This is a genomic window from Luteipulveratus flavus (assembly GCF_029439465.1).
Taxonomy (GTDB): Bacteria; Actinomycetota; Actinomycetes; order Actinomycetales; family Dermatophilaceae; genus Luteipulveratus; species Luteipulveratus flavus.
This window is the reverse complement of record NZ_JAROAV010000033.1, coordinates 20,944-35,499: the sequence shown is the minus strand read 5'-3', so window position 1 is coordinate 35,499 and position 14,556 is coordinate 20,944. Positions and strand designations below refer to the sequence as shown.

The window sequence follows — 14,556 nt, the reverse complement described above, 5'->3', positions numbered from 1 at the left end:
GAGAGGACCCGCCGTGAGATTCGTCCGATCCCTGGCCGCTGTCGCCGGCGCGCTCGCGCTGTCCGTCGCCGGCGTCCCCACCGCTCACGCCGACCCCGTGCCGCCGTACTTCGGGTCCGACCACGCCGATCCGCGAACGGCCGACCAGCCGGTCGCTCGGCCCGACACCGCGAGCTGCACGACCCGGATCGTCGACCACGGCTTCCGTGACTACAACGTGTACCGCAGCGCGTTCGCCCCGCCGGCGTCGTGCCGGGGCGACTGGAGCAAGGTCGTCCTCACCCTGCACGGTGCTGTGAAGGGGCGGCAGTTCGACCGGCTCGGCTGGCTGAAGGTGGGTGGAGTGCCGATCTTCAAGACCAGCACGCCGGAGCCGTCCGCCGACGGGATCCAGTGGTCCGTCGAGCGGGACGTGACCGCGTACGCCTCGCTCCTGCGCAGTCCTCAGGACGTGCAGATGTACCTGGGCAACACCGTCGACAGCACCTACACCGGCGTCCTCGACGTGACCGTCGACCTCACGTTCTACGGCACGTCGGCCGTCTGGCCGAAGGCGACGACGGCGGAGCGGGTCCAGCCGCTGGCCGACGAGGTCGGCGGTGCCGGCGACACCCACGGCACGCTCACGGTCGCGCCCAACACCGAGCGGCTCGTCGCGGACGTCTACGCGACAGGCTCCGGAGGCGGCTGCGAGGAGTTCTGGTACACCGCAGCGCCCACCACGAGCGACGACCCCGACTACTGGTGCCGCACGGCCGACGGTCCGTGGCGCGAGCTGCAGGTGTACGTGGACGGTCGGCTCGCGGGCATCGCGACGCCGTACCCGCACATCTACACCGGCGGCTGGTCCAACCCCTATCTCTGGTACGTCCTGCCCGCTCCGCGCGCGTTCGACATCACCCCGGTCCAGCTAGACCTCACTCCGTTCGTCGGCACGATGACCGACGGCAGAGCGCACCGCGTGAGCATCAAGGTTCGCGGCGCGGACGGTGGCGGCTGGGACGTCCCGGCGGCCTTCCGTTCCTGGCAGGACGAGGGCTCCACGCGGGTGACCGGCTCCGTCCGGACGGTCGAGGAGTCGGCGCCCAGCGTCACCAACACCGTGGGCCGCGACGGTGCGTACTTCACCGCCGATCTCGACGGCTCCCACTCGCTGACCACGAGCGGTCAGGTGCACACCTCCCGCGGGACGGTGACGACCACCGTGGTGCGCAGCGTCGGCGAGCGGACGCACCACTTCTGGTCCGACGGGGAGACCACCGACGGGCAGAGCACCTCGATGTCCGACCAGGGCTTCGTCCGCACGGCCGTTGGTCCCGGCGTGCCGACCTTCCAGCGGTTCCGCTACGGGTACCGGCTCGACGGCCGCATCGACATCGACGACGCCGGTGACCTGACCACGAAGATCTCGCTCGCCGACACCGGCAGCGACGAGAGCAAGCAGGGACCGAGCCGCGGTGCGTGGCACACCTGGGACCACCGGTACGCCGGTGAGGCGACCTGGAGCACGACCGTGCCGCGCGACCAACGCCGGGCGACGGGCGCCTCGAGTCATGACTTCACCGACCGGTCGGCCAACGGTTGCTGGCACGGCGTGATCGCCACGCGCAACGGCGCCGTCACCCAGGAGACCGGCTCGACCCGCTGCTGAGGTGGCCCACGCCGTGCCGAGGTCGCGGCGTGCTGCGAGCGACGGCGGCACGAGGAGTCGCTGTCGGCGCTCGTCCGTAGGGTCGTGAGCATGTTCCTGCTACGCGACGACGCGCGCCTGGTCCTCAGCCCGAGCGACCTGCGCCTCGCCGCGCAGTGCGAGTTCGCGCTCGTGCGTGAGCTGGACGTCACGCTCGGGCGCATGCCCCGGCCCGCGCCGGCCGACGAGGCGATGCTGACCCGTCTGCAGGAGCTCGGTGACGCGACCGAGCGGCAGGAGCTGCTGCGTCTGTCGGCTGCCCACCCAGGGCGGGTACGACAGTTCCCGCGGCCGGAGTACGACCTGGCCTCGCTCACCGCGGCGCACGAGCAGACCATCGCCGCGCTCCGCAGCCCCGACACCGACGTGGTGTACCAGGCGACGTTCTTCGACGGCGGCTTCGTCGGGCACGCCGACTTCCTCGTCCGCACCGAGGCCGGGTGGCTCGTCTGCGACACCAAGCTCGCGCGGCACGCGAACGTCCCGGCGCTGCTGCAGATCGCGGCGTACGCCTCACAGCTGCGCGACGCCGGCGTCCCGACGGCGCCGCTGGCCCGGCTGGTGCTGGGCAGCGGCCTCACCTCCGACCACCTGCTCGACGACATCCTTCCGGTGTACGCCGCGCGTCGGGAGCGCCTGACCGCGCTCCTCGCCGAGCACGCGGCGGAGACCGGCGTCGCGCGCTGGGGGGACCCGCGCCGGCTGGCGTGCGGGCGGTGCGAGGTGTGCGAGGCGGAGGCCGAGGTCGCCCGCGACGTGCTGCTCGTGGCCGGGGTCCGGCTGCCTCAACGCCGTCGCCTGCGCGAGGCGGGGGTGACGACGATCGAGCAGCTGGCCGTGCGCACCGAGCCGGTCCCGGACGTCCGCGCTGCCACCCTGGACCGGCTGCGGGAGCAGGCTCGCCTGCAGCTGGTGCAGGAGTCCGATCCCGAGGGCCGGGTCGTCGCCGAGGTGACCTCCCCGGAGGCCCTGCACGCCATGCCCGCACCGAGTGACGGCGACGTCTTCTTCGACTTCGAGGGCGACCCGCTGTGGTCCGAACGCGGTTCGCACGACTGGGGTCTGGAGTACCTCTTCGGTCTCGTCGAGATCGACGGCGTCGACCTCGCGGGTGGTCAGCCGCCGCGGTTCCGCGCCTTCTGGGCCCACGACCGGGTGCAGGAGAAGCAGGCGCTCATCGACTTCGTCGCCCACCTGCACGAGCGGCGCCGTCGCTGGCCGGACCTGCACGTCTACCACTACGCCCCGTACGAGAAGTCCGCGCTGCTCCGGCTCGCCGCGCGGCACGGCGTCTGCGAGGACGACATCGACCAGTTCCTGCGCGACGGCGTCTTCGTCGACCTGTACGCCGTGGTGCGCTCGGCGATCCGCGTCTCGCAGCGCTCGTACTCCATCAAGCGCCTCGAGCCCCTGTACATGGGCGGCCGGACCGCCGCCGTCGCCAAGGGGGACGACTCGATCGTCGCGTACCACCGCTTCGTGCTGGCCCGGGAGATGGGCGACGACGCGACCGCCGAGCAGGAGATCCGCGACATCGCCGAGTACAACGAGGAGGACTGCGTCTCGACGCTGCTGCTGCGCAACTGGCTGCTGGCGCGCGGAGCGGAGGCGGCGGTCGGGGTGTCCGGCCCGAACGGCTCCACCGCGGCACCTCTCGTCGGCGACGGCTCGGCGCCCAGCACCACCCCCCACACGCCGAGCGACTCCCGGATCGCTCTCATGGGGCTGGAGAGCGCACTGCGCGCGCACCTGGACGGCATCCGACCGCAGGACCGCACGCCCGAGCAGCAGGCGGTCGCGATGGTTGCGGCGACCCTTCTCTTCCATGCGCGCGAGGACAAGCCGTACTGGTGGAAGCACTTCGACCGGCTTCGGCTGCCCGTCGGCGAGTGGGTCAGCGACGCAGGGGTCTTCGTCGTGCAGCGCAGCGAGGTCGCGCAGGACTGGCACCGGGACTCGCCGCGCAAGCGGCCGCGGCGCAGGATCCGGCTGACCGGTGAGCCGATGGGTGGCGTGCTGCTCGAGCCCGGCGTCGAGGTCTCCGCCGTGTACGCCGCGCCGCCGCCGCTCGGTGTCCCGCTGCTGCCCGGCCACCTCAACGCCCGCTCCAGCGCCACGGTGTCCGTCCTGGACGCCCGGGACGTCATCGCTTCGAACGGTCGCGTCCACCAGGTCCTGACCGTCGAGGAGCTCATGCCGAAGGACGGCGAGGAGCACCGGGCTGTCCCGGTCGCCCTGGTGCCCTCCGCCGTCGTGGCGACCAAGAACATCGACGCCGCGCTCGAGCGGCTGGCGCGCCGGGTGGGGGAGTCCTGGCCCGACCTGCCGCAGGAGGCGGCCGTCGACGTCCTGCTACGACGTCCACCGCGGCTGCGGTCCGGGAGTGCGCTGCCGGCGGTGGGTGAGGGCGAGGACCGCCACATCCGCGCGATCGAGGCGGCGCTCCTGGACCTCGACCGGTCGGCGCTGTCGGTCCAGGGCCCGCCCGGCACCGGGAAGACCTACGTCGCCTCGCAGGTGATCGCGCGTCTGGTCCGCGAGCACGGCTGGCGCGTCGGCGTGTGCGCCCAGTCGCACGCGGCGATCGAGAACGTCCTCGCGGCCGTGGTGGCCGCGGGCCTGGAGCCGGAGCGCGCCGGGAAGGTGACCCGGGACGCCGAGCAGCCGACGTGGACCGACCTGGCCGCGGCGGACGAGCTCGCCGGCTTCGCGGCGGAGCAGGAGGGCGGGTACGTCATCGGCGGCACGGCCTGGGACCTCACCCACCCGAGCCGGGTCGAGCCCGGTCAGCTGGACCTGCTGGTCATCGACGAGGCAGGGCAGTACTCCCTGGCCAAGACGCTCGCGGTGGCCCAGTCCGCCGACCGGCTCCTGCTGCTCGGTGACCCGCAGCAGCTCCCGCAGGTCTCCCAGGGCACCCATCCCGAGCCGGTGGACCTGTCCGCGCTCGGCTGGGTGATCCGCGCCGAGCATGACGACGAGCGGGTGCTGCCCGCGTCGCACGGGTACTTCCTGGAGACCACCTGGCGCATGCACCCCGCCCTCACCGAGCCGGTCTCCCGGCTCGCGTACGAGGGGCGGCTGCGCTCGCACGAGGACCGCACGGCCAAGCGGACCCTGGAGGGCGTCGACCCCGGTCTGCACGTCCGGCTCGTCGACCACCGGGACCGCGCGCGGTGGTCACCGGAGGAGGCGCAGGTGGTCCTCGACCTCGCGCGCGACCACCTGGGCCGCGCCTGGCGCGAGTCGCCGGAGGAGCCGCCCCGGCCGCTGACCGAGGCGGACGTCCTGGTCATCACGCCCTACAACGCGCAGGTCGGGACCCTGCGCGCCGCGCTCGACGAGGCCGGTCTGCGGGGCGTCGCGGTGGGCACGGTCGACAAGTTCCAGGGCCGCGAGGCACCGGTGGCGATCGTGTCGATGGCCTCGTCCGCACACGCCGACGTCCCGCGAGGGCTGGCCTTCCTGCTCGACCGGCACCGCCTCAACGTCGCGGTGTCCCGAGCCCAGTACGCGGCGTACCTCGTGCGCTCGAGGGTGCTCACCGACGTCGCGCCCCGCTCGCCCGAGGAGCTCACCGCGCTCGGTGCCTTCCTGGGGCTGTGCGAGCGGGCCGTCTCCACGGTCAGCGTGCCCGTGCCGCTCGACGACGAACGGGCGCAGGCGTCGCCGCTCAGTCCGTGACGCGCAGCAGCACCTTGCCCTGAGCACGGCGCTCATCGAGGTCGGTCAGCGCCTCTCCGACCTGGTCGAGCTCGTACGTGCCACCGACGACCGGCTTGATGCCACCGCCGTCCCACAGCCGCATGAGCTGCTGCCACTGTCCGGCCAGCACCTGCGGCTGCGGCAGCCAGAACGCACCCCACCCGACGCCGATCACCTCGGTGTTGTTGTGCAGCAGCCGGTTCACCTTCACGGTCGGGATCTCCCCACCGGTGAAGCCGATGACCAGCAGCCGTCCCTCGGGCGCGAGCGAGCGCAGCGAGTCGGTGAACCGGTCGCCACCCACCGGGTCGACCACGATGTCCGCACCCCGGCCGGAGGTCAGCTCCTTCACCGCGTCTCGGAACCCGTCGGCGAGGACCACGTGGTCCGCGCCGGCGTCCTGCGCCACCGCGCGCTTGGCCTGCGTGGACACGACCGCGATGACGCTCGCCCCGGAGGCCTTCGCGACCTGGATCGCAGCCGTGCCGATCCCGCCGGACGCGCCGTGGACGAGCACGGTCTCACCGGCGGCGAGGCGGCCACGCCGCAGGAGGGCGAAGACGCAGGTGAGGTAGTTCATCGGCAGGGCGGCGGCGTCCTCCAAGGACAGGCCGTCCGGCAGCGGGAACACCATCGCCTCGGGCAGGGCGACACGCTCGGCGAACCCGCCGAACGCCGGGAACGCCGCGACGTGCTGTCCCGGGGTGAGCGAGGAACCCGACGGGGCCTCCAGCACGACGCCGGAGACCTCGGCGCCGAGCACGAACGGCAGCTCCGGCTTGAACTGGTACTCACCGCGGGAGAGCAGCACGTCCGGGTACGCGACGCCGGCTCGGTGGACCTGGACGAGCACCTGGTCCTCGGCTCGGGCCGGCTCCGGGACGTCACCGACCCGGAGGGCCCGAGGTCCGTCGAGCGAAGTGACCTGAACTGCGCGCATGCGGCGATCTCCTTGGGTAGCAGTGGGTTTCAGCGGTACGTGATCGAGGCGGGGTCGCTCTCGAGGTGGTCGTGCGCGTTGAACGACACCAGCGTCAGCCCGGAGGACCCGCTGATGACCTTGGTGACGCCGGTGTTGACCGCGACGGCGTTGATGTCGCTCCAGCGGCCCAGGTCGCCGGCGAGCAGCCGAGCCGTGATGACCCCGATGACTCCGCCCGACGTGACGACGACCGTGGTCCCCTCACCGTCGGCGGCCGCCCGCAGCGCCTGCTCGGCGCGAGCCGTGAACGACGCGAACGTCTCGACGTACCCGTCGTGCTCGCCCGAGGACCACCGGGTCGTCGCCTCGGCGAACATCGTCCGAAAAGCCCTCTGCGGGTTGAGGGTCCGAGCGAGGTCGGCCTTCATGACGGTGGACCGCCGGTACGCCGGGCGATAGGCGTGGATGACGTCCTCGTGGTCGAACTCGGCCCATCGCTCGTCGACGTCGAGGGACACCTGCCAGTCGGCCGCCTCCACCACGCCGGCCGCGGTGTCGGCCTGGCGTCGCATGCCGCCGTGGACGACCCGCGCCGGCCGGACGCCACGGCCGGCGAGCGCCCGACCCAGCAGCGCGGCCTGCTCGTGGCCGCGGTCGGAGAGGACGTCGTAGTCGCGCTTGCCGAACGACGCCTGGCCGTGCCGCACCAGCAGGACGACGCTCATCGGCCGGCGGCCCGGATCAGCCGGCGGCAGCGCCAGTCCAGCGCGATGACCGCGAGGTACAGGTGCTTGAACGCGGGGTTCGTCGTCTGCTTGTGGTGGTAGCGGTAGTAGATCTGCTGCACGATGCCGGCCAGCCGGAAAAGGCCGAACACCTCGTAGAACGTCCACTCCTCGTCGGTGACGGACAGGCCGGCCCGCTCGCAGTACTCGTGGACGATCTCGCGGCGCGACAGCATGCCGGGCAGGTGGCTGGGCTGGCGACGGAAAAGACGGAACGCGAGGTCGTCGTCGGCCTGCACCCAGTACGCCAGGGCGCCGCCGAGGTCCATCAGCGGGTCGCCGATGGTGGCCATCTCCCAGTCCAGGACGCCGATGACCCGCGTCGGGTCGTCCTTGTCCAGGACGACGTTGTCGAGCCGGTAGTCGTTGTGGATCAGGCAGCTTCGCAGGTCGGGGGGCTGGTTGGCGTCGAGCCAGGCCATGACCTTCTCGAACGAGCCGACATTGCGCGTCCGGGCCTTGCGGTACCGGTCGGACCAGCCGGCCACCTGCCGGCCGACGTAGCCCGCCCCGCGCCTCAGGTCGGAGAGCCCGGCGGCCTCGACGTCGACCGCGTGCAGGTCGGCGAGGACGTCCAGCACCCGGCGGCACAACGCGCGTGCCTCCTCGGGGGAGAGGGTGACCCCGGCCGGCATCTCCTTGTGGGGGATCAGACCGTCGAGGCGTTCCATGACGTAGAAGTCGGACCCGATGACCGCGTCGTCGTCGCAGAACCCGACCATCCGCGGCACGTACGGGAACGCCGTCCGCAGCCGGTCCTGGATGGTGAACTCGCGGCGCATGTCGTGCGCGCTGCGGGCCTTGCGCCCCGCGGGCGGCCGTCGCAGCACCAGGTCACGCTGCTCGTACTCCAGCAGGTAGGTGAGGTTCGAGGCGCCGCCGGAGAACTGGCGGACCTGCGGGGTGCCGTCGAGACCGGCGGCGTCGGAGGCGTGCGTGCGCAGCCACTGCGCCATCGCCGATACGTCGAAGGCGTCCTCGTCGCGCACCGCGCGGGCGTCGTCCGTCGTGGCCATCGCTCAGACCATCCGTCGCACGACCGACAGCGGCAGCGCCCGCATGGCCGTCCCGATCGGCAGCCACGGCCAGGTGGGGACGTACGCCTTCACCTTGCGGGCCTCGATCGCCTCGACCATGGCGCGGACGCCCGTCTCGGTGTCGACCATCATCCTCTGCTCCTGCTCGACGTGCTCGTTCATCTCCGAGCGGATGTAGCCGGGGTAGAGGGTGGTCACGTCGATGTCCAGCTCGGGTCGGGCGATCACCTCGGAGCGCACGCCCTCGGCGAGGCTCGCGACCCCGGCCTTGCTCGCGGCGTACGTCGTCATGGCCCGGCGCATGCCGCGCAGCGCGGAGATGGAGGAGACGACCACCAGGTGGCCCTGCCGCTGCTCGCGGAAGACCTCCATCGCCGCCTCGATCTGCGCCAGCGCGCCGACGAAGTTGGTCATGGCGGTCTCGCGGTTGGCGTCGAACCGACCGGTGCCGAGCGGCGTGCCTTTGCCGAGACCGGCGTTGACGACGAACCGGTCGAGGCCGCCCAGCTCGGCCGTCGCCTCGCGGGTGACGGCGAAGACCTGGTCGTGATCGGTGACGTCCAGCGCGCGGACGACGACCCGCCGGCCCGGGTGAGCGGCCGTGATCTCGTCCCGTAGCGACTCCAGCCGGTCGGTCCGGCGGGCGGTGAGGGCGACGTCGTGGCCGCGGGCGGCCAGCTGGCGGGCCATCTCGGCGCCGAGGCCCGAGCTCGCGCCGGTGATGATCGTGCGGAGGGGAGTGGTGGTCATCGCTTCGCTCCGTACTTGCCCAGCTCGAGACGGGCGACGACACTGCGATGCACCTCGTCGGGACCGTCCGCGAGGCGCAGCGCCCGCGCGTTCGTCCACGCGGCGGCCAGGGGGAAGTCGTCGGACAGTCCGCCGCCGCCGTGCAGCTGCATCGCCATGTCGATGACCTGCTGGGCCATCGTCGGCACCGCGACCTTGATCGCGCTCACGGCGGAGAACGCCCCGAGCGGACCCTGTGTGTCCAGCAGCCAGGCGGCGTGCAGCACCAGCAGACGCGCCTGGTCGATCGCGATCCGGGCGTCGGCGATGCGCTCCCGGTTGCCACCGAGGTTGGCGATGGGCTTGCCGAACGCGGTGCGTTCCAGGCTCCGCCGGCAGGCGAGCTCCAGAGCGGCCTCGGCGAGGCCGATGAGGCGCATGCAGTGGTGCACGCGGCCTGGGCCGAGCCGGCCCTGGGCGATCTCGAACGCGCGGCCAGGACCGGCCAGGACGTTGCCGACCGGGACGCGCACGTCGGTGAAGGACACCTCACCGTGTCCGTGGGGCGGGTCGAGGGTGCCCATGGTCGGGAGCAGCCGCTCGACGTTCACGCCGGGCGTGTCCCGCGGCACGAGCACCATCGAGTGCTGGGAGTGCCGGTCGGCGCTCTCGTCGGTGAGCCCCATGAAGACGAGGATCTTGCAGTCGGGGTGCCCGACCCCGGTCGACCACCACTTGCGGCCGTTGATCACCATCTCGTCGCCGTCGACCACGGCGGTTGCCCGCATGTTGGTGGCGTCGGAGGAGGCGGCGTCCGGCTCGGTCATGCAGAACGCGCTGCGGATCTCGGCGCGCAGGAGGGGCTCCAGCCACTCGCGCTGCTGCTCGGCCGTGCCGTACCGCAGCAGCACCTCCATGTTGCCGGTGTCGGGCGCGTTGCAGTTGAAGACGTGCGGGGCGAGGAAGGAGCGTCCGGTCAGCTCGGCGACCGGGGCGTAGTCCAGGTTCGTCAGGCCCTGGCCACCGACCGTGCCGTACTGCTGCGCGTACGCGTCGCCGTGCCCGGCCGGCAGGAACAGGTTCCACAGGCCCTGTGCCCGCGCCTTCTCGCGCAGCTGCTCGACGAGCGGCAGAGGCGTCCACGGGTCGTCGGCAGCGGCGACATCCCGGTGGTACTGCTCCTCGACCGGCTCGATCTCGGCCTGGATGAACCCGCGGACGGCCTCGACGATCTCGGCGGCCCGGTCGGAGGGAGAGAAGTCCATGGCGTTGACCGTAGCCCACGTGTTGAGCAATGCTCAATAACATGCAGGAATCGGTCCCGAGTGCTGGTCGCGCGCGCAGTCGCCTGAGCCCGGACGAGCGTCGGCGTCAGCTGGTGGGGATCGGTCTGCGCCGGCTGGTCGAGCGGCCGATCCAGGACCTGCCGATCGACGAGGTCGCCGCCGAGGCGGGCATCTCCCGCGGTCTGCTGTTCCACTACTTCCCGACGAAGAACGACTTCTACGCCGCCGTCGTCGCGGCCGCCGGGCGCCGGGTGCTGCGCACCATCGCCCCGGACGACGGCGTGAGCGGCGACGCCGCGCTGGAGCAGCTGCTCCACCGGTACGTCGAGCAGATCGGCCGGCGCCGCGAGTCCTACCTGGCGCTGGTGCACGGCCGTGGCCCGGTCGGCGGCGACGAAGACCTCGCGCTCGGGCTGCGGATGGCGGTGGCGCGCCTGGTCGCATCCGCGCTGGAGCTGCCGGAGGCGCGGGCGCCGGTCGTGCACGGGTGGGTCGCCTACGTCGAGGACCGTGCCCTGCAGTGGAGCGAGGCCGCGCCGCAGCGGCGCACGCCCTCGTCCGAGCTGGTGGAGCACTGCAGCGAGGCGCTGCGCGTCCTGCTGGCCCTGCGCTGAGTGGCCGACCGCAGAACGGACACGTTTGCCGCGGTCCCCGCCGGGCTTGCGAAGATGAGGTCGTGAAGGCCTTGCTGCTGGAGAACGTGCACCCGTTGGCGGAGACGCTGCTGACCGACGCCGGCATCGACGTGAAGACGCACGCCGGTGCCCTGGACGAGGACGAGCTGATCGCCGCCCTGGACGGCATCGACATGGTCGGCATCCGGTCCAAGACCGAGATCACGCCACGGGTGCTGGCCCATGCCCCGAGCCTGCAGGCGATCGGGGCGTTCTGCATCGGGACCAACCAGATCGCGCTGTCGGACGCGGCCGAGCGCGGCATCGTCGCGTTCAACGCGCCCTTCTCCAACACCCGCTCGGTGGTGGAGCTGGCGATCGCCGAGATCATCGTCATGGCGCGGCGGCTCACCGAGAAGGACCGAGCGCTGCACGACGGGGTGTGGGAGAAGAACGCCACCGGCAGCCACGAGATCCGCGGTCGCCGGCTGGGCATCGTGGGGTACGGCAACATCGGCTCCCAGCTCTCGGTCGTGGCGGAGATGCTGGGCCTGCAGGTCTACTTCTACGACACCGACGACAAGCTCGCGCTCGGCAACGCCCGCCGCTGCTCCAGCCTGAACGAGCTGCTGGAGGTCGCCGAGGTCGTGACCCTGCACGTCGACGGACGCGACCGCAACGCCGGCTTCTTCGGGGCCGAGCAGTTCGCCCGGATGCGCCCGCGGTCGCTCTTCTTGAACCTCTCGCGCGGGTTCGTCGTCGACTACGAGGCGCTGCGCGAGAACCTCCTGAGCGGTCACATCGCCGGTGCGTCGGTGGACGTCTTCCCGGTGGAGCCGAAGAAGCGCGGCGACGCGTTCGAGTCGCCGCTGCAGGGCATCCCCAACGTCGTGCTCACCCCGCACATCGGCGGCTCGACCGAGGAGGCGCAGGAGGACATCGGCCGGTTCGTCGCCACCAAGCTGCGGGACTACGTCCAGCAGGGCAGCACCACGTTGAACGTCAACCTTCCCTCGCTCAACGTGCCGCCGCGCAGCGAGGGCTCCCGGCTCATGCACTTCCACACCAACACGCCCGGTGTGCTCGCGAAGGTCAACAGCGTGCTGGCCGAGCACGGCGTCAACATCGACGGCCAGATGCTCGGGACGCACGGCCACGCCGGGTACGTCGTCACGGATGTCTCCCAGGGCCTGTCGGACGAGGTGCTGGCCGAGCTGCGGCAGATGCCGGAGACCATCCGCCTGCGCTCCATCGCCTGACGCCGCAGTTCTTGCGGTTCGGTCCACGTCGCGAATGAACGGGGTGAACCACGCGGTGCTGCGATGAGGACGCCTTACCTTCAGTCATCTGCCATCGGGGGACCGGCAGCACCGCACACGACTGGGGGGACTTCGTCATGTCGACGATGCCTGTTCCGGGTTGGTACGCCGACCCGCACGATGCACACCAGCTGCGCTACTGGGACGGGGGCCAGTGGACCGCAGCCACCCGCCCGTGGGCGGATCAGCCCACGGGGGACCCGCGGACGAGCGCGTGGGCGACGACGGTCGTCCCGGAGCAGGCAGCCGCGACGAGCGGCGGTCCCGGCGCCCAGGAGCTCGCGTCCGCGGGTCGACCATGGTGGCAGCGCAAGCGGTTCGCCGTCCTGGCCGTCGTGCTGATGCTGGCTGCGGCGGGTCACGCCGCGAATGGTGACGACCGCCCCGTCAGGAACGCGCAACCTCTGTCCGGCACCGCGACGCCGGCCGCCGCAGCGCCCGCCGCGACGACGTCGGCCGCTGAACCGGTCCAGAGCGCACCGCCGGCGAAGACTGCACAGCAGACGTCGCCGGCGCCCGCCACACCGACCCCCCGGCGTACGTCACCGCCTCGTCCCACCTCCCGGCCGAAGCAGCACGTCACGACCTCGGCCACGCGGGTCGCCCCACTCGTGCCAGAGGCTGCGCCCCGGCAGCCCGCAGGGGTTCACTACGCCGGCTGCGCCGCGGTGCGGGCCGCTGGGAAGGCTCCGCTGCACCGCGGCGACCCCGGCTTCCGTGCCGGCCTCGACCGTGACGGCGACGGCGTCGCCTGCGAGCCGTACGGCGGTGGTGCACGCGAGGCGCAGCCCACCGTCGCGCCGCGTCCGCTGGTGGGCGGTGGCGACGTCTACTACGCGAACTGCACGGCGGTCCGCGACGCCGGCAAGGCGCCGCTGCACCCGGGTGACCCCGGCTACCGCGACGCGCTCGACCGCGACCACGACGGCTCGGCGTGCGAGTAGCGGCGACACGTCGGACTCACCCGGTCGTCAGGCGGAGTGAGCGACCGGGCACCCCGCCCGGCCCGCCTCGGCGACCTCTGGCTCGGGCTCGACGGCGGGTGAGGCTTCGCCACCTCCCGGCGTCCGGCGGCTCAGCCCGAGCCGGAAGGCGACCGGCATCAGCGTGAGCCGTTCGGACACCTCGAGCTCGTAGTCGGGATCGGGCGTCATGTCGTAGCGGTGCAGCAGCCGGGCGAGCACGAACACCGCCTCGTGCAAGGCGAACTGCCGACCGATGCAGGCGCGCTCGCCGACGCCGAAGGGGAAGTAGGTGTGCGCCGGGCGGGCCCGCACCCGCGCCGGCAGGAAGTGGTCCGGGTCGTACGTCTCCGCCGCCTCGCCCCATACCTGCGGGTCGCGATGGACCGCCGGGATCAGGACGGTCGCCCAGTCGTCCGACCGCATCGGGTAGCGGCCGCCGAGCACCGTGCTGGTCCGCGGGCCGCGCGTGAAGGCGGGCGCGGTCGGCCACAGCCGCAGCGCCTCGTCCAGGCAACGGCGGACGTACCGCAGCTTGGCGACCTGCTCGTACGCCGGGACGGCGGTGGGGTCGGACCCGAGGACGGCGTCGACCTCCGCCTGCGCCCGGGCGAGGACGGCCGGGTCCCGCGTCATGAAGTGCAGCGCGAAGGACAGGGCGCCCGAGGTGGTCTCGTGCCCGGCGACGAGGAAGGTGTTGATCTGGAACCGGATGTTGACCGGGTCCAGCCGCTCGCCGGACTGCTCGTGCGCGGAGTGCAGCATCAGGCCGAGCAGGTCGCTGGTGGAGCTGTCGGCGTCGGCGATCCGTGACCGGACGATCCCGTCCAGCGTGGTCGCGACGTACGCCCGGTGCTGCTCGAACGCCTTGGCACCCCGGCGCAGCAGGAGCGACCCGCCGGGGAGAGCGGCGAGGGCGCCGCGCCGCTGGCCCCGGCGCAGCGACTGGACCATCGCGGTCACGAACGGATGCTCGTGGGCGCTGGCGAAGGAGTCGAAAGTGGTGCTGAACGACGTCCGGCCGATCGTCTCCAGCGTCATCTTGGTCAGCGCGGGGGAGACGTCGACCGGCCCGTCCTGGGCGTCCCAGTAGGTGATGAGCTCGTCGCACACCGCGTTCATGACGTCGTGGTAGCGCCGCATGGCCTCCTTGGTGAACGCCGGCCGCAGCAGGTCGTGCGCCAGCGACCAGCTCGGCTCGTCCGAGTACGCGGTGAACAGCCCGTCGCCGGCGCTCTCCCGCAGGGCGACCAGGCCGGGCGGGAGCTTCTTCTCGAACCGCGACTCGTCGCACAGCTCCCGGGCCAGCGCGGTGTCCTGGACGAAGACCATCTTCTGGCGGGCGAGGCGGATCTCGAAGATCGGACCGAGGCCCTCGCCGGCGAGGAGCAGGTTCTGCAGGGGTCGCGGCGGCCGGACGGTCAGCAGGTCGCCGATGACCGGACGACGTCCCGGCGGGTGGGGCAGGTCCAGATGCGGCCAGTTGCTCGACATGTGACGCTCCTCA

11 protein-coding genes are annotated in these 14,556 nt (G+C 72.3%); 5 read left to right on the top strand and 6 right to left on the bottom strand.

Features of this window, described 5'->3' with window-relative positions; translation table 11 throughout:
• Positions 1-13 precede the first annotated feature (13 nt).
• Both P4R38_RS13365 and P4R38_RS13360 read left to right on the top strand, forming a co-directional pair.
• Positions 14-1,651 carry a peptide-N4-asparagine amidase gene (locus tag P4R38_RS13365; RefSeq protein WP_277192559.1) on the top strand — a complete coding sequence of 546 codons (1,638 nt, stop codon included), beginning with the start codon at positions 14-16 and terminating at the stop codon, positions 1,649-1,651.
• A gap of 90 nt (positions 1,652-1,741) precedes the next feature.
• Positions 1,742-5,374, top strand: coding sequence for a TM0106 family RecB-like putative nuclease (locus P4R38_RS13360; protein WP_277192558.1), 3,633 nt, complete (start codon positions 1,742-1,744; stop codon positions 5,372-5,374).
• Here P4R38_RS13360 and P4R38_RS13355 read toward each other — a convergent pair.
• The 5 genes from P4R38_RS13355 to P4R38_RS13335 are packed head-to-tail and all read right to left on the bottom strand — an operon-like array spanning position 5,364 to position 10,133.
• Complete coding sequence (locus P4R38_RS13355) at positions 5,364-6,335, bottom strand: NADPH:quinone oxidoreductase family protein (RefSeq protein WP_277192557.1); 972 nt, start codon at positions 6,333-6,335, stop codon at positions 5,364-5,366. The genes P4R38_RS13360 and P4R38_RS13355 overlap by 11 nt on opposite strands.
• A 29-nt stretch (positions 6,336-6,364) precedes the next feature.
• On the bottom strand, positions 6,365-7,042 hold the full coding sequence (locus P4R38_RS13350; RefSeq protein ID WP_277192556.1) for a histidine phosphatase family protein: 678 nt from the start codon (positions 7,040-7,042) through the stop codon (positions 6,365-6,367).
• Entirely contained in the window at positions 7,039-8,118 is a 1,080-nt protein-coding gene (locus P4R38_RS13345; protein ID WP_277192555.1) for a phosphotransferase family protein, read from the bottom strand. The genes P4R38_RS13350 and P4R38_RS13345 overlap by 4 nt, the downstream gene beginning before the upstream one ends.
• A gap of 3 nt (positions 8,119-8,121) precedes the next feature.
• Positions 8,122-8,889 carry an SDR family oxidoreductase gene (locus P4R38_RS13340; RefSeq protein WP_277192553.1) on the bottom strand — a complete coding sequence of 256 codons (768 nt, stop codon included), beginning with the start codon at positions 8,887-8,889 and terminating at the stop codon, positions 8,122-8,124.
• Entirely contained in the window at positions 8,886-10,133 is a 1,248-nt protein-coding gene (locus tag P4R38_RS13335) for an acyl-CoA dehydrogenase family protein (RefSeq protein WP_275238684.1), read from the bottom strand. Before P4R38_RS13335 ends, P4R38_RS13340 begins: the two co-directional genes overlap by 4 nt.
• 41 nt (positions 10,134-10,174) lie before the next feature.
• Between P4R38_RS13335 and P4R38_RS13330 the strand changes: the two genes are divergently transcribed.
• From P4R38_RS13330 to P4R38_RS13320, 3 genes are all read left to right on the top strand, one after another.
• Positions 10,175-10,768: a TetR/AcrR family transcriptional regulator gene (locus P4R38_RS13330; protein ID WP_277192552.1), complete on the top strand. Its 594-nt coding sequence runs from the start codon at positions 10,175-10,177 to the stop codon at positions 10,766-10,768.
• A complete protein-coding gene (serA, locus tag P4R38_RS13325; protein ID WP_409201268.1) occupies positions 10,765-12,027 on the top strand; it encodes a phosphoglycerate dehydrogenase in 1,263 nt (420 codons plus the stop codon). Before P4R38_RS13330 ends, serA begins: the two co-directional genes overlap by 4 nt.
• A 137-nt stretch (positions 12,028-12,164) precedes the next feature.
• Positions 12,165-13,031 carry an excalibur calcium-binding domain-containing protein gene (locus P4R38_RS13320; protein WP_277192551.1) on the top strand — a complete coding sequence of 289 codons (867 nt, stop codon included), beginning with the start codon at positions 12,165-12,167 and terminating at the stop codon, positions 13,029-13,031.
• 27 nt (positions 13,032-13,058) lie between these two features.
• On the opposite strand, the gene P4R38_RS13315 is transcribed toward P4R38_RS13320, so the two are convergent.
• Positions 13,059-14,543, bottom strand: a complete 1,485-nt coding sequence (locus P4R38_RS13315; protein WP_277192550.1) for a cytochrome P450 — start codon at positions 14,541-14,543, stop codon at positions 13,059-13,061.
• Between the last annotated feature and the right edge of the window lie 13 nt (positions 14,544-14,556).